Origin of the sequence: Flaviaesturariibacter aridisoli, from assembly GCF_004343705.1 — a bacterium.
Classification (GTDB): domain Bacteria; phylum Bacteroidota; class Bacteroidia; order Chitinophagales; family Chitinophagaceae; genus Flavisolibacter; species Flavisolibacter aridisoli.
In genome coordinates, this window is the sequence record NZ_SKFH01000005.1 from 1 (window position 1) to 23,215 (window position 23,215).

Annotated in this window: 17 protein-coding genes; 10 read left to right on the plus strand and 7 right to left on the minus strand. The window is 60.3% G+C overall.

Features of this window, described 5'->3' with window-relative positions; translation table 11 throughout:
* The first annotated feature begins 57 nt into the window (after window positions 1–57).
* On the plus strand, window positions 58–1,305 hold the full coding sequence (locus E0486_RS04770; RefSeq protein ID WP_131851004.1) for an IS256 family transposase: 1,248 nt from the start codon (window positions 58–60) through the stop codon (window positions 1,303–1,305).
* A 190-nt stretch (window positions 1,306–1,495) separates the two neighbouring features.
* Here the strand turns inward: E0486_RS04770 and E0486_RS04775 are convergent, their stop codons facing one another.
* On the minus strand, window positions 1,496–1,987 hold the full coding sequence (locus E0486_RS04775) for a hypothetical protein (protein WP_131851005.1): 492 nt from the start codon (window positions 1,985–1,987) through the stop codon (window positions 1,496–1,498).
* Between the two features lie 408 nt (window positions 1,988–2,395).
* Between E0486_RS04775 and E0486_RS04780 the strand changes: the two genes are divergently transcribed.
* Window positions 2,396–7,735, plus strand: a complete 5,340-nt coding sequence (locus tag E0486_RS04780; RefSeq protein ID WP_131851006.1) for a S8 family serine peptidase — start codon at window positions 2,396–2,398, stop codon at window positions 7,733–7,735.
* Between the two features lie 157 nt (window positions 7,736–7,892).
* Here E0486_RS04780 and E0486_RS04785 read toward each other — a convergent pair whose 3' ends face one another.
* The 4 genes from E0486_RS04785 to gyrB form a co-directional block, all read right to left on the minus strand.
* The gene (locus E0486_RS04785; RefSeq protein ID WP_131851007.1) at window positions 7,893–8,096 is read right to left on the minus strand and encodes a hypothetical protein; all 204 of its coding nucleotides are present in this window, start codon (window positions 8,094–8,096) and stop codon (window positions 7,893–7,895) included.
* A 78-nt stretch (window positions 8,097–8,174) separates the two neighbouring features.
* Window positions 8,175–9,179, minus strand: coding sequence for an L-glyceraldehyde 3-phosphate reductase (gene mgrA, locus E0486_RS04790; protein WP_262709620.1), 1,005 nt, complete (start codon window positions 9,177–9,179; stop codon window positions 8,175–8,177).
* 81 nt (window positions 9,180–9,260) lie between these two features.
* Window positions 9,261–10,460, minus strand: coding sequence for a carboxypeptidase-like regulatory domain-containing protein (locus tag E0486_RS04795; RefSeq protein WP_165917195.1), 1,200 nt, complete (start codon window positions 10,458–10,460; stop codon window positions 9,261–9,263).
* A gap of 178 nt (window positions 10,461–10,638) precedes the next feature.
* On the minus strand, window positions 10,639–12,633 hold the full coding sequence (gene gyrB, locus E0486_RS04800; RefSeq protein ID WP_131851009.1) for a DNA topoisomerase (ATP-hydrolyzing) subunit B: 1,995 nt from the start codon (window positions 12,631–12,633) through the stop codon (window positions 10,639–10,641).
* Window positions 12,634–13,260: 627 nt separating this feature from the next.
* Between gyrB and E0486_RS04805 the strand changes: the two genes are divergently transcribed.
* From E0486_RS04805 to E0486_RS04815, 3 genes are all read left to right on the plus strand, one after another.
* Window positions 13,261–13,686 carry a response regulator gene (locus tag E0486_RS04805; RefSeq protein WP_131851010.1) on the plus strand — a complete coding sequence of 142 codons (426 nt, stop codon included), beginning with the start codon at window positions 13,261–13,263 and terminating at the stop codon, window positions 13,684–13,686.
* Between the two features lie 89 nt (window positions 13,687–13,775).
* A complete protein-coding gene (locus E0486_RS04810) occupies window positions 13,776–14,210 on the plus strand; it encodes a response regulator (RefSeq protein ID WP_131851011.1) in 435 nt (144 codons plus the stop codon).
* 136 nt (window positions 14,211–14,346) lie between these two features.
* Window positions 14,347–14,769, plus strand: a complete 423-nt coding sequence (locus tag E0486_RS04815) for a four helix bundle protein (RefSeq protein ID WP_131851012.1) — start codon at window positions 14,347–14,349, stop codon at window positions 14,767–14,769.
* On the opposite strand, the gene lpxD is transcribed toward E0486_RS04815, so the two are convergent.
* Together lpxD and E0486_RS04825 are read right to left on the minus strand one after the other, a co-directional pair.
* Window positions 14,766–15,833 (minus strand): UDP-3-O-(3-hydroxymyristoyl)glucosamine N-acyltransferase, encoded by a 1,068-nt coding sequence (gene lpxD, locus E0486_RS04820; RefSeq protein WP_131851013.1) that lies wholly within the window; start codon window positions 15,831–15,833, stop codon window positions 14,766–14,768. The genes E0486_RS04815 and lpxD overlap by 4 nt on opposite strands.
* Window positions 15,834–15,962: 129 nt before the next feature.
* On the minus strand, window positions 15,963–17,177 hold the full coding sequence (locus E0486_RS04825; protein ID WP_131851014.1) for an HD domain-containing protein: 1,215 nt from the start codon (window positions 17,175–17,177) through the stop codon (window positions 15,963–15,965).
* 169 nt (window positions 17,178–17,346) lie between these two features.
* On the opposite strand from E0486_RS04825, the gene porX reads away from it, so the two are divergent.
* From porX to E0486_RS04850, 5 genes are all read left to right on the plus strand, one after another.
* Complete coding sequence (porX, locus tag E0486_RS04830; RefSeq protein WP_131851015.1) at window positions 17,347–18,903, plus strand: T9SS response regulator signal transducer PorX; 1,557 nt, start codon at window positions 17,347–17,349, stop codon at window positions 18,901–18,903.
* Window positions 18,904–19,068: 165 nt separating this feature from the next.
* Complete coding sequence (locus E0486_RS04835) at window positions 19,069–19,437, plus strand: hypothetical protein (RefSeq protein WP_207906200.1); 369 nt, start codon at window positions 19,069–19,071, stop codon at window positions 19,435–19,437.
* Between the two features lie 126 nt (window positions 19,438–19,563).
* The gene (locus tag E0486_RS04840) at window positions 19,564–20,337 is read left to right on the plus strand and encodes an MBL fold metallo-hydrolase (RefSeq protein WP_131851016.1); all 774 of its coding nucleotides are present in this window, start codon (window positions 19,564–19,566) and stop codon (window positions 20,335–20,337) included.
* A 332-nt stretch (window positions 20,338–20,669) separates the two neighbouring features.
* The gene (locus E0486_RS04845; RefSeq protein ID WP_131851017.1) at window positions 20,670–21,809 is read left to right on the plus strand and encodes an acyl-CoA dehydrogenase family protein; all 1,140 of its coding nucleotides are present in this window, start codon (window positions 20,670–20,672) and stop codon (window positions 21,807–21,809) included.
* Window positions 21,810–21,985: 176 nt separating this feature from the next.
* Entirely contained in the window at window positions 21,986–23,212 is a 1,227-nt protein-coding gene (locus tag E0486_RS04850; RefSeq protein ID WP_131851018.1) for a hypothetical protein, read from the plus strand.
* The last annotated feature ends 3 nt before the right edge of the window (window positions 23,213–23,215 follow it).

Consider the following 23,215-nt stretch of genomic DNA (forward strand, 5'->3'; position numbering starts at 1 on the left):
GAGAGTGTAAACTAAACTGTGTCAGGTTGAGACGATTTCTCATCTTTAAAACAGTTTATGAAAAAGGAAAAGAAGGATTTGTTGTCCGGCCTTGATCCGGAAGTTCGCCAGCAGGCCCTGGATCAGTTTATGAGCGGGAAGGCGGTTTTTGGCAAGGAGGGCGCCCTGGGGCCTTTGCTGCAGCAGTTGCTGGAAGCTGCCCTGGAAGGGGAACTCGCCGCGCATTTGAAGGAAGAACAGCCGTATTTAGAAGGGGAGGCGAACCGGCGCAACGGTTTTTCCCGTAAGCAGCTTCGAACCGCCGCCGGCACTATCGAACTATCCACGCCCCGCGACCGCCTGGGTTCCTTTGAGCCGGACCTGGTCAAAAAGCGGCAAACCATTCTGGCCGATAACCTCGAGGAAAAGATTCTGGGTTTGTACGGGCTGGGGATGTCGCTTCGGGATATCTCGCGGCATATCGAAGAGATGTACGGCACCGAGATCTCCCACACGGTCTTATCCGAGATCACCGACCGGGTGGTTCCTGCGGTGAAGGCCTGGCAGAGCCGGCCCCTGGACCCCGTCTATCCCATTATGTGGCTGGATGCCATGTACTATAAAGTGCGGGACGAGGAGTCCGGTAAGGTGGTGACGCGCTGCCTGTATAATATACTGGGCATCCTTCCCTCGGGCCACAAGGAGGTATTGGGCTGCTACGTGAGCGGGTCGGAAGGAGCGCGCTTCTGGCTCTCGGTCCTTACAGACCTGAAGAGCCGCGGGGTAGAGGACGTGCTGATTGCCTGTATCGATAACCTGAGCGGATTTGACGATGCCATCAGGACGGTGTATCCGTATTGCGACGTGCAGAGCTGCATCGTCCACCAGTTGCGCAACTCCGCCAAATATGTAGCTTCTAAAGACCAGCGTGCTGTTCTAAAGGAGCTGAAGGCGGTGTATGGGGCCGTGAACCGAAGTGTTGGGGAGAGCGCCCTGGAAGCCTTTGCAGGCAAATGGACAAAGCAGTATCCGCTGGTGGTGAACTCGTGGCAGACCAACTGGGATAAGCTCTCCACCTTCTTCGATTACCCGGAGCACGTACGCCGGGTGATCTATACGACCAACACCATCGAAGGCTATCACCGGCAATTGCGCAAGGTCACCAAAACAAAAGGAGCCTTCGTCAATGACATGGCGCTATTGAAGCTCATTTACCTGGCACAGGAGCGCATCGCACGAAAATGGACCATGCCCCTGCCCAATTGGGCCCAAAGCGCACAACAACTCAAAATCATCTTCGGCGACCGAATGCCAATATCTTTATAACCCAACTGACACAGTTTAGCTGACATTACCGTTTCCAGCTGAAGCGAAGTGTTTCCAACTGAAGGCGAAGTCTTTCCAATAGCCGGCAAAGTCTTTCCGGTCTGGTCAAAATGTTTCCAGCCATTGACGAAGTGTTTCCAATCAAAGTCAAAGTGTCTCCAACGGTCGGCGCGGTATTTCCAACCAAAAGCTAACTGTTTCCAATGGGCGGAAAGTCTCTCCTGTCAATGACCAAGTGTTTCCAGCGGTTTACAAAGTCTTTCCCGGTTCCGTCAAAGTATATTCCGGTTCTTCCCAAATGTATTCCGACGCTGACGAAACATATTCCGATGCTGACAAAGTGTATTCCGACGCCGGCGAAGTGTATTCCGGTCGCGACAATGTGTATTCCGGTGCCGACGAAGTCTATTCCGGCCCTGCCGAATGAAATTCCGGCAGCCCTCACTGCCATTCCGGAGCCGACACACGCCTTTCCGGCAGGCGAAACTGCCATTCCGGCGCCGACACAACGGTTTCCGGAGTTGACACAGTCGTTTCCGGAGTTGATACAGTCGTTTCCGAAGCTGACCCAGTCGTTTCCGATGCTGACTCTGTCGTTTCCGGAGGCGACAGAGTCTATTCCGAGGCAAGCGAATCGTATTCCGATGCTGACAAAGTAAATTCTGGCGGTGTTATATGACATTTCGGCAAAAGGTGCCTCGACAATGCCCCGGTAGACGTCTGAATGCCATCCGGAAAATGATTTCGACCTGTACCGCCGCGTAGCGGCATCCTTTTTTTTGCCTCGGGCTTCAGCCCGAGGGGCTGGAGCCGGGTGCCCAACGGGCACAGATCCCGTTCGCAGGCGAACGGGATGACGGCGCCTGAAGGAAGGTGTTTGATGGGCCCCGCAAGGCCCCCGGCACCATTTCCGGCAACTGGGCGGCGGAGCCCCGACGACTTTCCCGCCCATTTACCGGCATCGGCACTGCTCCCCGGCCCCCAACCCCTAAACCTTCAAACCTCCTAAACCCCCTAAACCCCCCTTTTGCCGAATGCGCCCATCCCTTCCCGTGGTCCTTTCGTATTTTTAATATAGATACCTGTGCCGATGAACCGCCTGACCCGCTGCCTCCTTTCCTTTTTATTGCTCACCGCTGCCGTCCCCGCCGGGGCCCAGGGTCGCCCCCTGCTGCTCAAAACCGGCCCGCAGGCCGTGCCCGCCCTCAGCGCCGCGCTGGTGGATTCCTTCAACCGGACCCTGCCCCGCGTGGGTGGACGGGCGCAGCTGGTGCTTCAGTTTGACCGCATTCCCACCGACGCGGAACGCAAATGGCTGCTCGGCGGCGGCGTGGAGCTCCTCCAATATGTGCCCGAAGGCGCCTATACGGCGCAGGTGCGCCTGCCGTTGAGCGAAAACCTGCTGGCACAGGGCGGCGTACGCGGCATCTGGGCGCTCCGCGCCGAGCAGAAGATGGACCCGCTGCTGGGAAGCGGGACGGTACCCGCCTGGGCCGTGAAAGTAACCGGCACCGTCAACGTGCTGGTACGCATCCCCGACGCAACGCCCGTGGCCGGCGCCCTCGCCGAGCTGCAAACGCGCGGCTTTTTCATAACGAACCGCGACTGGCTTACCTGGCGTATCGTGGGCCTTCAGGTGGCGGTAGCCCGCCTCCGCGAGCTGGCGCTCCTTCCCATCGTAGACTACGTGCAGGCCGAGCAGCCGGTGCAGGGACTGAATTTCAACAACCGCTCCGGTGCCCGCGCCAACGTCCTCAACGCGCCGCTGGCGCAGGGCGGCCGCGCCCTCAACGGTGAGGGCCTCGTGCTCGGCATCGGCGACGACGCCGATGTGCAATCGCACCCCGACTTCACCGGCCGCCTCATCGACCGCTCGGTGCTTACCCAGACCAGCCACGGCTACCACACTACCGGCACCCTTGCCGGCGCCGGCATCGTAAACGAGCTGTACCGCGGCATGGTGCCCAAGGCCACCATCGTGTCGTCGTTCTACTCGGGCATCCTCTCCAACGCCGCCACTTACCACCAGGACTACGGCATGGTGCTCACCAACAACTCTTACGGCAACATCGCCGAGTGTTCGTACATGGGCCTTTACGACATCTACGCGCAGGCCCTCGACCAGCAGGCCTTCGACCTGCCCGAGCTGACCCACGTGTTTGCCGCCGGCAACAGCGGCGCCTCCACCTGTGCGCCCTTTCCGCAGCGCTACCACACCGTGTACGGCGGCTACCAGAGCGCCAAGAACGTGGTTACCGTCGGCGCCACCAGCGACTCGGGCCTCGTGTCTTCCTTCAGCAGCCGCGGCCCCGTGCGCGACGGCCGCGTCAAGCCCGAAGTGGTGACGCAGGGTGCCGCCGTGATCTCCACCGTAGCCGGCAACACCTACGGCTCCAACCAGGGCACCAGCATGTCGGCGCCGGCCGTCACCGGCGGAATGGGGCTGCTCATTCAACGCTACCGCCAGCTGCACAGCGGCGCCAACCCGAAGGGCGCGCTGATCAAAGCCGTGCTCTGCAACGGCTCCACCGACAAAGGCACCGACGGCCCCGACTACAACTACGGTTACGGGTTCATGAACCTGCTGCGCAGCGTGGATATGCTCGAAAACAATCACTACCTCGCGGCCAACGTGGCGGCTTCGGCCACGGCCACCCATTCGATCGCCGTACCCGCCAACAGCGCGCAACTGAAGGTGCTGCTTTACTGGCACGACCCCGCGGCCTCGCTCATTGCCTCCAAAACACTTGTCAACGACCTCGACCTCGAAGTGGTCAACCTGTCCAACAACACGGTGCTCCCTTTTCGTCTTGATACGTCCATGGGCAGCCTCGGCAGCGCCGCCCTGACCGGTGCCGATCACCTCAACAACCTCGAACAAGTAGTGATCGACGCGCCGCCCGCCGGCAACTACACCGTTCGGGTGAAAGGCACCGCCATCACGCAGGGCGGCAGCCAGGACTACTACCTCGTTTGGGATGCGCTGCCCGTTTCGCTGCAGCTGACCAACCCCGTGGGCGGCGAAGGCTGGGCACCCGGCGACATCGTTAAACTGAACTGGGAGGCCTACGGAAACCCGTCGGCGACCTTTACGCTGGAATACAGCACCGACAACGGCGCCAGCTGGAACGGGATTGCCAGCGGCCTCGACGGCGCACGCCGCATCTATACCTGGACCGTGCCCCCGGTAGCTACGGGTGCCGCTAAAGTGCGCATCACCCAATCGGGCACCGGCCTGAGCAGCAGCAGCAATGCCTTCGTGATCGCCACGCTGCCCGTGCTGACGATGGCCGCCACGGCAAGCCAGTGCGAGGGCTACATCAACTGCAGCTGGACGCCGGTCAGCGGCGCCACCGATTACGAGCTGATGATGCTTCGCGGCGATGAAATGGTTTCGATGGGAACCACCGCGGCCAACAGCTATGTGATCAGCGGCCTCAGTGCCGACACAACCTACTGGGTGGCCGTGCGTCCGCGCATCGGCGGGCAGCCCGGGCGCCGCTCGGTGGCCCTGTCGCGCCAGCCCAACAACGGCTCCTGCAGCGGCAGCTTTTCCGACGGCGACCTGAAGCTGAATGCCGTCACCGGCCCGGTCAACGGGCGCCTCAATACGAGCAGTGCCCTCAGCGCCGTCAGCACGCTGTCGGTGCAGGTAAAGAACCTCGACGACGCGGCCATCACCGGCTTTGCGATGAAATACAGCGTCAATGGCGGTGCGTGGGTGAGCGAGGCCGTGGCCGCCAGCATCAACGCCGGCGCTACGTATAACTACAACTTCACCAACAAGATCAACCTCAGCGCCGCGGGCTCGTACAGCATCCGCGCAGTGGTGAAGAACAACGGCACCGATCCGGTGGCCGCCAACGACACGCTGACGGTGGTGATCAAGCAACTCGCCAACCCCGTGCTCACGCTGCCCTTTACCGACGACCTCGAAGGCATGGCCAACGTGAGCTATCGCTTCGACCAGGTGGGCATCGAGGGCGACGATCACTTCGACTTCCAGCGCAACTCGGGCTATGCGCGCCTGCGCACCTGGGTCAACAGCGGTTTCGCCCACTCGGGCACCCGCGCCGTAACGCTCGACATGGATCGCTTCAACGGCAGCAACAGCACGAACTACCTGGTCGGCACCTTCAACCTTTCCGCCTACGATACCGCTACCAGCGACCTGCGCCTCGGCTTCGCCTTTCGTAACCACGGCGAGGACCTGAATGCGGCCAACAAAGTGTGGGTACGCGGCAACGACGGCGCCACCTGGGTGGAAGTATACGACCTCGGCGCCAACGGCGGCGACGCCGGCACCGAAACCGTGGTGAACGGTGTGGAGGTGGGACGCCTGCTGCGGGCCGCCGGCCAAAACTTCAGTTCGAGCTTCCAGGTACGCTGGGGCCAGTACGGCACCTACCCCGCGGTGGACCTCTACGGGGGCAGCGGCTATACTTTCGACGACATCCGCCTCTACGAAGCGGTGAACGACGTGCAGCTGCTCAGCATCCTGGCGCCTGTGGCCAATGCCTGTGGCCTTACCAATGCGAGTACCATCAGCGCCCGCATCCGCAACAGCTCGTATGGAACGCTCAGCAACATCCCCCTGCGCTACCGCATCGACGGCGGCGCCTGGGTGAGTGAAACTTATCCCTCCCTCGCTGCCAACGCCAGCGCCGACTTCTCTTTCGCCACCGGCGCCGATCTTTCGGCACCCGGCGCCCATACCGTGCAGGTGCTGGCCGACATGGGTGGCGACAACGTGCACGAAAACGATACGCTGTCGCTGTCGCTGGTGAACGCGCCGGTGTACAGCACCTTTCCTTACCTCCAAAACTTCGAGAGCAGCAGCGGCAACTGGTACAGCGGCGGCAAGAATTCTTCGTGGGAATGGGGCACGCCGCAGTCGGCGAAGATCGCCCGTGCCGCCTCGGGTGTGAAGGCCTGGAAAACGCGCCTCGGCGGCAACTACAACGACCGCGAGGAATCCTGCCTCTACTCGCCCTGCTTCAACCTGTCCGGGCTCAGCAACCCGACCCTCAGCTTCAGCCTCGTGCTGGATCTCGAAGACTGCGGCAGCACCGTTTGCGATGCGGCCTGGGTCGAGTACTCGCTCGACGGCGCCACCTGGACCAAACTCGGTACCGCGCTGACCGGTACCAACTGGTACAACAAAACGTCGGCAAACGTATGGAGCCGCCAGAATTACACCGTGTGGCGCGTGGCCTCCGCATCGCTGCCCGTGGGCGCTTCGGCCCTTCGCCTGCGCTTCGCCATGAGCTCGGACGAGTCGACGAGCCGTGAAGGCATCGCCATCGACGACGTACACATCTTCGACAACCTGGGCATCTACACCGGGCCCACACCCGGTACGCCGGCCACCCAACCCGTGTCGGGCAGCAATTGGATTCACTTCACCGAAGGGGGAAAGCTCCTGGCCTCCATCAACCCGCAGGGGCAGGATCTCGGCAGCACCGCCGTGCAGGCCTACTTCGACACCAGCGTGTCGCACTACACCAGCAACCAGTATTACCTCGGGCGCAGCCTCAGCATCAAGCCCGCCACGCGGGTGCTGGCCGACTCGGTTACCGTGCGTCTTTATTTCAGCGAGCGCGAGTCGAACTTGCTGATCAGCGCCACGGGTTGCGCGGGCTGCGCCAAACCCAGCACCGCTTTCGACCTCGGTGTGTCGAAATACACCGACGCCGACCTTTCGCACGAAGACGGGAGCCTCGCCAACAACACGGGCGGCAGCTGGAAATTCTATGGATCGGCAGCGCGCACGATCGTGCCTTACGACGGTGGTTATTATGCCGAATTCAAGGTGAAGGATTTTTCGGAGTTCTGGTTCAACTCGGGCGGCATCCAGGGCGCGCCGCTGCCCGTGCGCTTCCTCTCCTTTACCGCCCGCCGCAACGGTGCCGCCGTCCGCCTGGACTGGGACGTGGCGCTGGAAGAGAACGTAGCGCGCTACGAAGTGGAAGTGGCGGAAGGCGAAGATGCCCTGCGCCGTGGCCAGTACCGCCTGCTGGGCAGCGTGGACCCGCTGGGCACCGCCACCGGCAGCCGCCGCTACAGCTACCTCGACGACCGCCCGGGCAAGAGCGGCACCTGCTACTATCGCCTCCGCGTGCGCAATGCCGACGGCTCCTGGCAATTCTCGGCCATCCGCCCGGTGTTGTTCAGCGAGCAATACGAATGGAATGTATACCCGAATCCGTCCGCCGGTGTCCTTCACCTGAACTTCCACGCCGCCGACGGCAGCACGCTGCGCCTCCGCCTCTACGACGGGCAGGGCCGCCTGCTCCGCGACTGGAGCCGCGTTGCTTCGGGCTTCGTGGAAAAGGAAACGATCGACCTCGATGGCTTCGCTGCGGGTGTATACCTGCTGCAGGCCGATGGACCGGAAGGCGTGCGTTCGTTCCGCCTTTACAAACGCTAGGCTGCTATGCACGAGAAACGTATCAAAAACGAAAAAGGTGCTCCGTGTGGAGCACCTTTTGTATGCGATCAGGTCTTGAATGCGTCGTTGATGGCAGCGGCGTCAAGTGCCTCTTACCCATTTACTAATCAACCAATAGACCGATTAACCTGCTTTCTTACCAGCCTTGCTTGGCAACGCCGGCTTTGATGGCGGCGAGCGCCTTTTCTTCGTTGCAGAGGGTCGTGAGCTTATTGCCCTTACCGTCGTGTCCCTGCACCATATAGGCGCCTTTCGCGGTTTTCGTTACTACGGCGTCCTGGATGGGAACGTTCTTTTCTTTGGTTTTGACATTGTACGCGGTGAGATTTACGTCAGCCATATGGTCGGGTTTTAATGTTTAGTAAGAATTAAATCTACGGCATTCCCGCAAAACAGGCGCCAAAATATTTTGTCCGGCTCAGCCGTGGTGGCTGGCCAGCGCTGCTTCGATGGCCGTCAGCTCTTCGGCACTGAAACCGGGGCGGTGGAGGCAGCGAACCGAATCGAGCACCTGCTCGGGGCGGCTGGCCCCGATGATGACCGACGTCACGCGCGGGTCTTTGAGCACCCAGGCGAGGGCCATCTGCGCCAGCGACTGGCCGCGGGCCGCGGCAACGGCCTGCAGGGCGTGCACTTTGGCCAGCATTGCCGGCCCGATGGCGCCGGGCTCGAGGGCGCCGTTGCCGCGGCCGGAGGCGGCCCGCGAGTCGGAGGGGATGCCCTGCAGGTACTTGTCCGTCAGCAGGCCCTGCGCCAGCGAGGAGAAGGTCACGCAGCCAATGCCTTCGCGGCCCAGTACGTCGAGGAGGCCGCCTTCCACCCAGCGGTCGAGCATCGAGTAGCGGGGCTGGTGCAGCAGCAGGGGCGTGCCCAGGCTGCGGAGCAGGGCGGCGGCGCGCTCCGTTTCTTCGGCGGAATAGGACGATAGGCCCACGTACAGCGCCTTGCCCTGCCGTACTATTTGATCCAGCGCGGTCATGGATTCCTCGAGCGGTGTGTCCGGGTCGGGGCGGTGGTGGTAAAAGATGTCTACGTAATCGAGGCCCATTCGCTTGAGGCTCTGGTCGAGGGAGGCCACGAGGTATTTTTTGGAGCCGAGGTCGCCGTAGGGGCCGGGCCACATGGGGTAGCCGGCCTTGGTGGAGATGATCAGCTCGTCGCGGTAGGGGAGCAGGTCCTGCTTCAGGATCTTCCCGAAGGTGACCTCCGCGCCGCCCGGCGGCGGGCCGTAATTATTGGCCAGGTCGAAATGGGTGATGCCCGAGTCGAAGGCGGTATGCACGATGCTGCGGCAGCGGTCGATGTCGTCGTGGACGCCGAAGTTGTGCCAGAGCCCGAGCGAGAGGGCCGGAAGCTTCAGTCCGCTGCGGCCGCAGCGGCGGTATTCCATGCTGGAGTAACGGCCGGGAGAAGGGGAATACAAGGTTTTGAGGGTTTTGGAGGTTTTGAAAGGTTTTGAAAGTTAGTCTCTGAAATCAGACATCAGGCATCCAACATCAGAAATCTATTCCGGTTTATAATCAAACGGCAGCATCCGGGCCATCTTTTCATTCCAGGCCCACCAGCCGTTCGAGAACAGGTCCATCGGATTGTAGTGGTAGCCGGTGGATTCCACCACGACGGGGTGCCCGCTGAGGAGGCACAGCTCGGACTGCATGGCGTAGTTGCCGTTGCGCACGGTGCGCTGGTAGGCGTCGGGCGTTTTGGCGCGGTCGTAGTTCACGCTGATATAATTGGTGAAGTCGAGCACGGCGGTGGCGCTGTCGGCGGCGTAGGCGAGGTTGTCGCCGGCGAGGCGGTGGCCGTCCACCAGCGTCAGCACGGGCTCGCGGCCCAGTTGCGGCTGGTAGGCACGGAGCGTGTCGTCGGGCTCGTCGCTGCGAAGCATGGTGCCGTTGTTGAGCACGATGAGGCGGCCCTGTTCCAACTGCTCGGTCTTCGCGATGCGCGCGATGTCGGGAATCTTGCGCAGGGCATAGATGATGAAGCCTTCCTCTGCCAGCCGGTTGCGGTACAGCGCCCGCATGAAGTGCATCATCGAGCCGTAGTAGGCGGCACGGCGGGCGGCGGCCCACTTGCGCGCGCGGCCGGCGCCGCCCTCCAGTTCCTGGTACAATGGAAAGCCGTAAAACGATACTACGCGGCTGCCGTAGTTGTAGGTGAAGTCTTCCAGCTGGTAGGTAATGCGGTAGCCGAGCGCCTTGTTCTCAATCACCAGCGGCTCGCGGGCCACGGCGGTGAGTTGGTTGGTCACGCGGTTGAGGCGGAAGCGGAGCGTTTCCTTGTTGCGGATGACGCAGCGCCTCGCTTCATCGGAAGTGCCCATGAAATTCTCCAGGAAGAACTGTCCCCACTTTTTCCAGCCGTCCTTTTCATAGGGCTGCACCACGATGCCGGCCAGCTCTTTGGCCTTTGGCTTCAGGCGCACCGTGAGGCGCTCCGGCAGCTCGGCCACCGTAAAAGAATGACTGTAGGTTTCGTAGTCCACGGCGCTCACCACGAGGTCGTATTTGCCGGCGGGAAAGGCCAGCTCGAACTCACCGCGGCTGTTGGCTACGGTGCCGGTGGAGGTGTTGCTCAAAAACACCGAAGCGCCGGGCAGCGGCGCGCCGCCATTGGCGTCGAGCACCACGCCCCGCAGGGGTTTCTGGGCAAAAGCGGGAACGGAAAGGAGGAGCAGTACGGACAGGAAGAGGCGAAGCATGACCGAAGGTACTTCGAAGAAAGGTTTAGAATGGTTTTGGGGGTTTTGAAGGTTTTGAAGGTTTTGAAGGTTGAGCATGCGGAGGACGGCGCAGGGAAGCTGCGCTCGCAATGACAAAAGCCTCGCATAGCGAGGCTTTTGTCCGATTATCTGCGTTATCCGCGTGATCTGCGTGCGGTTACACGTCGATCCGCGCGTACTTGGCGTGGCTTTCGATAAACTCGCGGCGCGGGGCCACTTCGTCGCCCATCAGCATCGAGAAGATGCGGTCGGCTTCGGCGGCGCTTTCGATGGTCACCTGCTTCAGCGTGCGGGTTTCGGGGTTCATCGTCGTTTCCCAGAGCTGGTTGGCGTTCATCTCACCCAGGCCCTTGTAGCGCTGGATGTTGACGGCGCCTTCGTTGCCGCCACCGAGCTTTTCCACCACGGCCTTGCGCTGCTCTTCGTTGTAGGCATAGACGGCGTCTTTGCCTTTCTTCACGAGGTACAGCGGGGGCTGCGCGAGGTACACGTAGCCTTGCTCCACCATCTCTTTCATATAGCGGTACATGAAGGTGAGGATGAGCGTGGCGATGTGCGATCCGTCCACGTCGGCATCGGTCATGATGATCAGCTTGTGGTAGCGGAGCTTGGTGATGTTGAGGGCTTTCTTGTCTTCTTCGGTACCCACGGTCACGCCGAGGGCCGTATAGATGTTGCGGATCTCTTCGTTCTCGTAGATCTTGTGCTCCATGGCCTTCTCCACGTTGAGGATCTTACCGCGCAGCGGCAGGATGGCCTGGAACGAGCGGTCGCGGCCCTGCTTGGCAGTGCCACCGGCCGAGTCACCTTCCACGAGGTAGAGCTCGCAGCGCTCGGGGTCGCGCTCGGAGCAGTCGGCGAGCTTGCCGGGGAGGCCGCCGCCGGAGAGCACGCTCTTGCGCTGCACCATTTCGCGGGCTTTCTTCGCCGCGGCGCGGGCCTGGGCGGCGAGGATCACCTTCTGGATGATGTTCTTCGCTTCCTTGGGGTTTTCTTCGAGGAAATGCTCGATCACCCGGGCTACGGTGGTGTTTACGATACCGGCCACTTCGTTGTTGCCCAGTTTCGTTTTCGTCTGGCCTTCAAACTGCGGCTCGGGCACCTTCACGCTGATCACGGCGGAAAGGCCTTCGCGGAAGTCGTCGCCTTCGATCTGCACCTTGGCTTTTTCGAACAGGTTCTGCTCGTCGCCGTACTTCTTGAACACGCGGGTCAGCGCCTGCCGGAAGCCCGTGACGTGGGTGCCGCCTTCGATGGTGTTGATGTTGTTGACGTAGGAGTAGATGTGCTCGTTGTAGGAGTCGTTGTAGCTCATGGCCACTTCCACCGCTACGTTGGCTTTTTCATCGCGGCCCTCCACGTAGAGGGGCTTGGGAATGAGCGGGGTGCGGCCGGCGTTGGCGTCGAGCATTTCCACGAACTCAACGATACCGCCTTCGCTGTAGAAGGTGTTCGAATAGGTGAGGCCGGACTCTTCGTCGCGCTCGCGCAGGTCGTTGAGCGTGATGCGGAGGCCCTTGTTGAGGAAGCTAAGCTCGCGCAGACGGCCTTCGAGGATGTCTTTAACGTAGGTGTCGGTGATGAAGATGGTGTTGTCGGGCCAGAAGTGCACTGTGGTGCCGCGCTTGTCGGAAACGCCGATCTCGCGCACGGGGTACTGCGGCACGCCGATGCGGTATTCCTGCTCGAAGATCTTGCCTTCGCGGAACACCGTTACGTGCAGCTTGGTGGAAAGGGCGTTCACGCAGGATACACCCACGCCGTGCAGGCCGCCGGACACCTTGTAGGAGTCCTTGTCGAACTTGCCGCCGGCGTGGAGCACGGTCATTACGACCTCGAGGGCGGAGCGTTTTTCCTTCGTGTGCATGGCGGTAGGGATACCGCGGCCGTCGTCCTCCACCGAAATGGAGTTGTCTTCGTGGATGGTAACGAGGATGTTCTTGCAATGGCCGGCGAGGGCTTCGTCGATGGAGTTGTCGACCACCTCATACACGAGGTGGTGGAGGCCTTTGACACCGATGTCGCCGATGTACATCGCGGGGCGCTTGCGCACCGCTTCGAGGCCCTCGAGCACCTGGATGCTGTCGGCGCCGTAAGCCGGTTGGGTGGCAGCTACCGGGCTGCCGGTCAGGGTATCTAAAATATCGCTCATTTATTGGGGATTAGGTCCTTCGGAATGGCTCCGGCGGGATGGAGCAAATGTACCGAAAAAGGCCGGGTTTAACAAGGCGGAAAGCGTTAAAAAACAGGCGGTTTGGGGAGGTCTGCTGCCGGGTGGAGGATGTCTGATTGGAGCCCGGGAAGCGCCGCTTCCGGGCATAGATTGCCCTTGGGAGGAGGAAGTTTCTTCTTTCCGGGGAAACGGAGCCCGTTTGGGAAGAAAAGTTTCTTGCGAACGGAGAAACATTGCCTCCGGCCGGAGCAATATTTCTCCAGGGAAAGAAAAGTTTCTTCGTTCCGATGAAAAGTTGCCTGCCGGGAGGGAAAAGTTTCTCCTTTTTGGAGAAAAGTTTCTCTCTGTAGAGAAAAATTGCGCTCCAGGGAGCAAAGTTTCTCCCCGGAAGGCAAATTTTCTCCCGTGGGAAGGCGAATCCGGCGGCAGCTCCCGCTGTTCCGACCCGCCGCGTAGCGGCGGCGCTTTATTGCACCGGGGGCTCAGTACGGGGGGCGTCTAAAATCGGCGCGTAAGCGTTTCCGCCCCCTCGGGGTAAGCGCTTCCGCTCAGAACGGGCCTTTGTGTACCCGGTACGCGGCATGTTAATTGCAGCGGTCTGGGCGTATGAAGTGTATGTTCCCCGCTGGCCAGCGGTATGTCGCCTACGTTGAAGATGATGCGGAAGACGTAGAGTTGTTCGAAGAAGTGGCCACGGCTGCCGGACTTGTGGTGCAATCCTTCCCCGATGGGGAAGCGTTGCTGCAATGCCTGGGCGAACAAGCGACGACGCTGCCCTGCCTCATCCTGCTGGACCTGAAGAATCCCGTGCGTTCGGGACCGGAAACCTATGCCTGCCTGCAGGCCGATACCCGCTTCCGCGCCATCCCGGTTAAATACTTTTCCTCCTCCTGGGAGCTGATGGAACGCGAGCAAAAGCAAAGCCCCGACGTAGAGCTGATCACCAAACCCGACGTGTACAGCGACTGGCTCAGCCTTGTTACCCGCCTGGCCGACTTCTGCCGCGCCGCCGACGCCCCCAGCCTTCCCTGAGCCCATCCGCATTCGACCGGCAACACCGGGCTTTCGGCGATGCTGGCCGCTCTTTAACAATCGATAAGTCGACCTTTGTCGTCGACCTTATGAAAGTACACGACACCCATTCCCACACCATCCTGTATATGGACGACGACCAGGATGACCTGCAGCTGCTGCGCGAGGCCCTCGGCCGCGTAGATGCGCAGTTCAACCTGCTCCATGCCTCCGACGGCGTCGCCGGCCTCGAGCTCCTGCGCCGCCTCAGCGTGCAGGGCGAGCTGCCCTGCCTCGTGGTGCTGGACATCAATATGCCCCGGATGGACGGGCGCCGCGCCTTCCAGGCCCTCCGCCAGGATCCCGCCCTCGCCCACCTGCCGGTGGTCATCTTCAGTACCTCCAACTCCGAGCTCGACAAGCTTTTCTTCCGCGGCAAAAACGTCGAATACATCACCAAGCCCATTCACTTCGACTCCCTCGTGGCCATCGCGGAGCGGATGCTGGAGCATTGTGAAGCGCATGCGGTGCAGCCGCAGCGCTGATTTCAGATTTCAGATCTCGGATTTCAGATTTTTTGGCCGGTGGGATTACCACCGGCTTTTTCTGTTTAAAAAAGCGATGAAAACTGTTTGTTCTCCTTTGCCGGAACTAAAGGTTGCCTGGAGCTTTGTCTAAAAAATGAACCGCGAGCTACTGGAAAAAAGAACGAACCAATTTCATGTGGACGTGCTCCGGCTTTGCAAGGAGTTGCCAAAAGATGCGGCCGGTTTTGAAACGGGCAAGCAGGTAATCCGGTCTGCCGGCTCGGTAGGAGCTAACTACCGGGCTTCACGGCGTTCCAAGTCGGACAAAGACTTTCTGTATAAGATGGAGGTCGTACTGGAAGAAGCAGACGAATCGCATTATTGGCTCGGGGTGATTGGCGATTCGCAAATGATCATCGGCGCGGGGGTGCTCCGGCTGACCGGCGAAGCCAATGAGCTGACGGCCATTTTCGCGGCCGTATGTAAAACGACGAAAGCGAAACTCAATGCGGCGAAAAAGACAAAAAAAGAGGAACGAAAAAGTCGTTCCTCAAGGTCGCAAGATCCCGAATCCTAAATCTGAGATCTGAGATCTGAAATTTTTTCCGCTGTCAGTTGCTTCACGATCTTCTCCAGCTCATAAATCCTTTTCTCCAGCTCGGGGAGGTTGCGGAACACGGCCTGCGAGCGGAGGGCGCTGGTGTAATCGGCGGCGGGAGAGCCGGTGACGGAGGAGAAGGCTTCCTTGAGCGATTTGGAAACGCCGCTCTGGGCATTGATGCGCGAGCCGTCGGCGATCTGGATGTGGCCCACGAGGCCGGCCTGTCCGCCGATCATGACGTTGGCGCCGATCTTGGTGGAGCCCGATACGCCGGCCTGCGCCGCGATGACGGTGCTGTTGCCGATCTCCACGTTGTGGGCGATCTGGATCAGGTTGTCGAGCTTGGCGCCGGCGCGGATGACCGTGGAGCCCATGGTAGCGCGGTCGATGGTGGTGTTGGCACCCACTTCCACGTTGTCTTCGATCACCACGTTGCCGATCTGCGGTACTTTCTTGAAGGAGCCGTCGGCCTGGGGCGCGAAGCCGAAGCCGTCGCCGCCCACCACCGTGCCGGCGTGGATGGTTACGTTGTTGCCCAGCACGCAGTCGTGGTACACCTTCACCCCCGGGTGGAGGAGGCAGTTGTCGCCGATGGTGACGTTGTCGCCGATAAAGGTGCCCGGGAAGACCTTGGTGCCGGCCCCCAGCTTCACGTTGTTGCCGATATAGGAGAACGCGCCCACGAAGACGTCGGCGCCGATTTTAGCGGATTCGGAGATGTAGCTCGGTTGCTGGATGCCCTTCATCTGCTGGGTGGCCATTTCCTGGTATTTGCTCAGGAGTTGCGCGAAGGCGCTGTAGGCGTCGGGCACGCGGATGAGAGTGGGCGTGACGGTCTGCCGCAGTTCGTAGTGCTCGTTGATGATGGCGATGGTGGCGCCCGTGGAGTAGAGGAAATCCTCGTATTTCGGGTTGGCCAGGAAGGTCAGCTGCCCCTCGGTAGCTTCTTCGATCTTTCCGAACGACGACACGGTCGCATCGGCATTCCCCTCAATTTTCCCGTTGAGCAATAGAGAGATCTGGGCGGCTGTAAACTGCATGTTTTAAAAGTAAAAAGTAAAAAGACAAAATTCAAAAAAAAGAATCGTGGGCGCTGCCGGTCGGGCCGGTCGAAAGCTTTGGACTTTGGACTTTTGAATTTTGCGTCTTCGGCAAGCTCAGACGAGAGCTTAACGGAGGTAGCAAAGGTAATACTTTTTGACAGGGGCCGCGAGCTGGTGGTGGATCAGGGCGTTGTCTACGGAGGCGATATCGGTCACCGTTCCGTCTTTGAAAAGCACGCGGATGCGTTCATCGTAGGGGTTGTAGGTCGTGTTCTGGGCTTCGCCCGTAAACACGAAGTAGGCGGCTTCCGTCTCGGAAATCCCCAGCCGGTCCGCTACTTCGCGGCGTAACCCCTGCACGTACTCGGCGGCAAAGGGCTCGCCCTGGAAACGCACTTTCAGCAGCTTGCGCTCCACCAGTCCCTTGCACAATCTTGACAAAACTTTATCGAAGTGGCCGCACCAGTTCTTGATCGAGCAGAGCACGTCGGTGTCGTCCAGCTGGGCGAAGCGCTCCAGGTGCCGGATGAAGTTTCCATCGGGCTGGTGCTCCTTGAGAAAGAAGTCGAGGTTGTTGGAAACGGCGTTGAGCTCGATCCCGGCGGCAATGAGCTCGCCGGCCCTCTCGATGATCCGTACCAGCATCTTCTCGGCCGCCACCACCGCCTTGTGGAGGTACACCTGCCAGTACATGAGGCGGCGCGCCACCAGGAACTTCTCCACCGAAAAGATGGCTTTCTCCTCGATCAGCAACTCGCCCTCATGCACGGTGAGCATCTTCAGGATGCGGTCGTAGCCGATGACGCCTTCCGACACACCGGTGAAAAACGAGTCGCGCGTGAGGTAGTCCATGCGGTCCACGTCGAGCTGCCCCGACACGAGCTGGTGCAGGAATTGCTTCGGGTAGTCGCCGCGGAAGATGGCCATGGCCGTGGCCAGGCGTCCGCCGAACTGTTCGTTGAGCAGCTGGAGGATCAGGTCGGAGATCTCTTCGTGGTGCACTCCTTTGATCAGCTTGCGCTCGAGGGCGTGCGAGTAGGGGCCGTGGCCGATGTCGTGCAGCAGGATGGCGATCTTGGCGCCCTGCTCTTCGTTGGTAGTGATGTCGACGCCCTTGTTGCGCAGCTCGGCGAGCGCGAGCCCCATCAGGTGGTAGGCGCCCAGCGAGTGGTGCAGGCGCGTGTGCACGGCGCCGGGATATACCAGCGATGCGAAGGCCATCTGGTGGATGCGTCGCAGGCGCTGGTAGTAGGGGTGGGAAATGATGTCGAAGACCAGGGGATCATCCACGGTTATGAATCCGTATACCGGGTCGTTGATGATCTTGCGGACATAGGGCATGCAGGGAAACGTTAAGAAGGCAAAAGTAGGGTGGCGAAGGGCTACATTTGAAAAACGTGAGGCGTGAAGCGTGAACCGTGAACTGTGAACCTTTTTTCCGCATAGATCCTCACGCCAGACGCCTCACGCCTCTCGATTCTGAAAAGCACAATTACAACGGAAATTCAACATGGCATTAGCAAAGATTTTATGGGTGGACGACGAGATTGAAAGCCTGCAATCGCAGAAAAAGTTCCTGGAGAACAAGGGCTACGACGTGCAGACGCTGACGAACGGCTTCGACGCGATCGATTATATCAAGGAGAATTTCGTGGACGTGGTGCTGATGGACGAGAGCATGCCCGGCCTTACCGGCCTCGAAACCCTCGCCAAGATCAAGGAGCACAACGACCAGATACCGGTGGTGCTGATCACCAAAAATGAAACGGAGAACCTGATGGACGAAGCCATCGGCTCGCAGATCTCCGACTACCTGATCAAGCCGGTCAACCCCAACCAGGTGTGGCTGTCGCTGAAAAAGATCATCGACAACCGCCGCCTCGTGGCCGAGCGCACCACCACGGCCTACCAGCAGCAGTTTCGCAACCTGTTCATGGCGCTGAACTCCAACCCCGACTTCAACGAGTGGATGGGGATTTACAAGGAGCTGGTGCGCTGGGAGCTGAGCCTGCAGCAGAGCGATTCGCCCGAGATGCAGGAAGTGCTGCAGTCGCAGAAAAGCGAGGCCAATACCGAGTTCTTTAAGTTCGTATCCCGTAATTATACGGACTGGCTGTCGCCCAAAGCGAAGACCCGCCCGGTGCTGTCGCATACATTGATGAAAGACAAGGTGCTGCCGCAGCTGCAGAAGGGCACGCCGCTCTTCTTCCTGCTGGTAGACAACCTGCGCTACGACCAATGGCGCGCCATCCAGCCGATCTTCGCCGAAAGCTTCCGCATCGTGGAGGAAGATACCTTTTACAGCATCCTCCCCACGGCCACGCACTACGCCCGCAACGCCATCTTCGCCGGCTCGCTGCCCATCGACATCGAGCGCAAGTACCCGCAATTGTGGAAGAACGACGAGGAAGAAGGCGGCAAGAACATGGCCGAGGAAGAATTCCTGCGCGGGCAGCTCAAGGCCGCCGGCAAGGGCGACCTCAAGGTTTCCTACACCAAGGTGCTGAACAACCAGGCGGGCCTCGAGCTCGTGCAGAACATGCACAACCTGCTGCACAACGACCTCAACGTGATCGTATACAACTTCGTGGATATGCTGTCGCATGCCCGCACAGAAATGGAGGTGCTGAAAGAGCTCGCCGGCGACGAGCAGAGCTACCGCTCGGTAACGGCCTCCTGGTTCCTGCACTCACCGCTGCACCAGGCGCTCAAGAAGATCGCCGACAAAGGCATCCGCATCGTGCTGGCCACCGACCACGGCTCCGTGCGCGTGAAAACACCGGTGAAGGTGATCGGCGACAAGCAAACGACCACCAACCTGCGCTACAAGCACGGTCGCAACCTCAATTACGACCCCAAGGAAGTGCTCGCTTTCCGCGACCCGAAGGAGGCCGGGCTGCCGTCGCCAACCATCAACTCGAGCTACATCTTCGCCGGCGAAGACGTGTTCCTGTGCTACCCGAACAACTACAACCACTACGTGAACTACTACCGCAATACCTTCCAGCACGGCGGCGTAAGCATGGAGGAGATGATCGTGCCGGTCATACAGATGGTCAGCAAGTAAAGTTGGGAAGTGGGAAGTCGGAAGTGGGAAGTCGGAAGTGAAAACGGTTTAGAAAGGTTTAGCGCTTCGACTGCGCCCAGCGTGACAATGTACTTTGTCATCCCGAGCGTAGTCGAGGGACCAATTAACCAATAGACCAATAAACCAATAAACTATTTTCGCCTCATGAAGTACACGCAGACCACCCTCGACAAGATCGAAGGCGTCGCCGAAGAGGCGGGCTACATCGTGCGCTACGAGCGCGGCTCCTTCCAGAGCGGCTTTTGCATTTTGGAAGACCGCAAGGTGGTGGTGCTGAACAAATTCCTGCCGCTGGAAGGCCGCATCAACACCATGATCGACCTCATTCCGCAGCTCCGCGTGGACGCTGAGGCCCTCACAGCCGAGAGCAAGAAATGGTTCTCCGAGATCATGGGCCGCTACCGCGCGGCGCAGGAGGAACTGAACTTCAAGGCGGATTCTGAAGGTTCTGGCGGCACTCAGGCGGAAGAAGATTCTGAAGCAAAAGAAGGGTCGGAACCGCAAAGTGAATAAGAAAAAAAGTGGTTACGCAAAGAAAACGGCTGCGCATTGCGTAGCCGTTTTTATGAACGCTTCGCGAAACCCTTGTTCTCTTTTTTTCTTCGCGGTTAAAATACTTATTCAACTTAATTTGCCTTCATGACGCCGCAGCTCAAATTCACCTTTCTCGGCACCGGTACTTCCTCGGGCGTGCCGATGATCGCCTGTGACTGCCGCGTCTGCACCTCGCCCGACTCGCGCGACAAGCGCCTGCGCAGCGCCCTGCTGGTGCAGTCGGCCACAACGACGCTGGTGGTGGACACGGGGCCCGACTTCCGCTTCCAGATGCTCCGCGCCGGTGTGAAGAGCCTCGACGCTGTGCTGTTTACCCACCCCCACAAAGACCATATCGCCGGCCTCGACGACGTGCGGGCCTTCAACTTTTTTACGGGCCACCAGATGCCGCTCTACGCAAATGGCATGACTCAGGAAGCCCTCATCCGGGAGTTCGCCTATGCCTTTGCCGACAACAAATACCCGGGCGTGCCCAACCTAGAACTGAACACGATCGATACGGAGCCCTTTACAGTGGGCGACATTCCCGCATTGCCGGTGCAGGTATGGCACCTCAAAATGCCCGTGCTCGGCTTCCGCTTCGGCAACTTCACCTACATCACCGACGCCAACCGCATCGACGAAACAGAGAAAAACAAGATCCGCGGCTCCGAAGTGCTGGTGGTCAACGCCCTGCGCCGCGAGCCCCATATTTCGCACTACAACCTCGCTGAGGCCATCGCCCTCACCCGCGAGCTCGGCGTGCCGCGGGCCTATTTCACCCACATCTCCCACCAGCTCGGGCGCCACGAAGAGATCGAATCCGAGCTGCCGGAGGGGATCCACCTGGCTTATGACGGGTTGGAAGTGATGGGGTAATGGGGTAGCGGGGTCGATTGCGTGCAGGTTCCGAAGAGCGCCGCAGGCGGAATGCTATTTTTCAGGGTGTTGCGCACGCGGCGCCCTTTCTTTCTTTAAGACCGTAAGCCGTTATCCCGGCGCTTGCGGCGGGATCTCGCTCCCGGTATTTCCGGGTGAAGGGAAAAACCATTTGGAATCGCTTCCGGTATTCGCGGAGATCGCCGGCGCCAGCAACGACAAACGCCCACCTTCGGCGAGCCGCCGGCGGGCAGCGCCAAACTACGGGCTACAAACCCCAAACTCCCAAACTCCCAACCGTTATCTTCGCGGCGCATACAACGATTGCCTTTATGAATTTTCAACCATCCGAGATTACCCAGCAGGTGGCGCAGACCGCCCGCGACTTTGCCCTTCAAAACATCAAATCCCGCGTCATGGAGTGGGACGAGAGCCAGGAGTTCCCCGTAGAGATCTTCAAGCAGCTTGGCCAGTTGGGCATGATGGGTGTGCTGGTGCCCGAACAATACGGCGGCGCCGGCCTCTCTTACTTTGAATACCAGGCCGTGATCGTGGAGATCGCCAAGGTGTGCGGCTCCATCGGCCTCAGCGTGGCGGCGCACAATTCACTTTGCACCGGCCATATTATGTATTTCGGCAACGAGGAGCAGAAGCGCCGCTGGCTGCCGAAGCTCGCCACCGCCGAATGGATCGGCGCCTGGGGCCTTACCGAGCCCAACACCGGTTCCGATGCAGGCAACATGAAGACCACCGCCGTGCGCGACGGCGACAACTGGGTGCTCAACGGCACCAAGAACTGGATCACCCACGGCCGCAGCGGCGACGTGGCCGTAGTGGTTTGCCGTACCGGCGAACCCCGCGCCAAGAACAATGCTACCGCTTTCGTGGTGGAACGCGGAACCCCCGGCTTCAGCGGGGGCAAAAAAGAAAACAAGCTCGGCATGCGCGCCTCCGAGACCGCCGAGATGATCTTCGAGAACTGCGTTATTTCCGACGCCAACCGCCTCGGCGAAGTGGGCGACGGCTTCAAGCAGGCCATGAAAATCCTCGACGGCGGCCGCATCTCGATCGCGGCCCTCTCGCTGGGCATCGCTAAGGGTGCGTACGAAGCTGCCCTGCAATACTCGCAGGAACGCCACCAGTTCGACAAGCCGATCTCGTCTTTCCAGGGTATTGCCTTCAAGCTGGCCGACATGGCTACCGAGATCGCCGCTTCCGAGCTGCTCATCCTGCAGGCCTGCGACCTGAAAGAAAAAGGGCTGCCCATGACCAAGGAAGCCGCCATGGCCAAATACTACGCCTCCGAAGTAGCGGTGAAGGTGGCCAACGACGCCGTGCAGGTGTTCGGCGGCTATGGCTATACCAAGGACTTCCCCGTAGAAAAACACTACCGCGACGCCAAGCTGTGCACCATCGGTGAAGGCACCAGCGAGATCCAGAAGCTGGTGATCTCCCGCGAGGTGTTGAAATAACGACGGACCAACCGGACCCACGCCTCCCTGGAGGAAGGGGAACAAAAAGCCCGGATCGCAACGCGATCCGGGCTTTTCATTTTTAGGAAGCCTTTTCACTTTGCGTCGTTGCGCCTTTGCGGGAACGGCGCACCCGCGCGCCACCGGAAATCACTATTTTGGCTAAAACTCCAGCCATGTTCCGCTCCCTAAACCTCCTGCTCGGCTTCCTCGTCATCGGCATTTCCGTATCCGCGCAACTCAACGCTGTTTCGCGCGCCCGCGTGCAAACGACCACCGCCACCTTACAAGGCTATGTGCGCAACCGCACCGCCGTTGCCACGCCACAGGACTATGAATTTTCGGAGACCGCCACTGGTCCCTTCCGGCCCATTGGGCGCGGTAACCTGCTGCGTGTGGAGCTCGAAGACAGCACCGTATTAGAGCAGCATGTTGTGCGGATGGCGATCCTGCCGGTACCCGCATCGCAGCGCCAGAAAAGCGATTATAAGCCCGAGGTATACGTTGAAGGGCCAGTGTTGCTGGAGTTGCTGGTGGAAGGAACTCCGGCGCTCTACGGTTATACCGACTCGTTCCAGGTAGCGCACTTTTTTTACCGCAGCGACAGCGGCCTGCTGGAGCCGATCGTATACGAGCCCTATGAGGACGTCAACGACCGCGGTCAGTTTGGCTACCGCAACGACCTGGAGCGCCTTGGCATCCAGGCCGGCTGTGGCGACGGCGAGCGCAGCGGCGTGCGCTATGTGGCTTACGAAACCCACGATATGATCCGCTTCTTCGAGCAGCTCAACGCCTGCGGGGGGCGCACGGCGCGCGTGGTGGGCCGCCTCAACCGCAGGCGCCACGTTGTGCGCGCCGGCCTGCTGGCCGCTGGGATGCGGAGCAGCTACTACCAGACTTTCCCGGGCGGGGGCGCCGACCACGTGCATTCGAGCGGCATCATCGTAGGCGGCTGGGCCGACTTCTTCCCCCGCCGCCAGAACAGCAACCTGATGCTGGGCATTGCCGCCTCGATGAACGTCGCCGGCGGCAACAACGGCGACGGCTCCAAAGTATTGCGGATACCCTTTGCCAGCGTTTCCTACAAGGAGTTTTCGTTCGACCTCGTGGCCCGGCGCCTGTTTGGTGCCAGCCGCGCACGCTTCTTCGCCGAGGGCGGGCTGGCGTTCAGCATCGTTACGGGCGGCGTGGCCCACTTCATTGTCGAATCGCCGACGCCCAACGCCCCCTGGGAGGAATCCAGCTACGGCATGGGCGGCACGCGCACCGAAGCAGTGCTGGGCGGGGGCGTGTATTTTTCGCTCGGCTCGCTGCACCTGCGCTACCACCAGCCGCTCGTTGGCGCCTATTCATTCCAGAGCAGGAGTGTCAGCCTCACGGCGCGGCTGGCGCTCATACGCTGATCG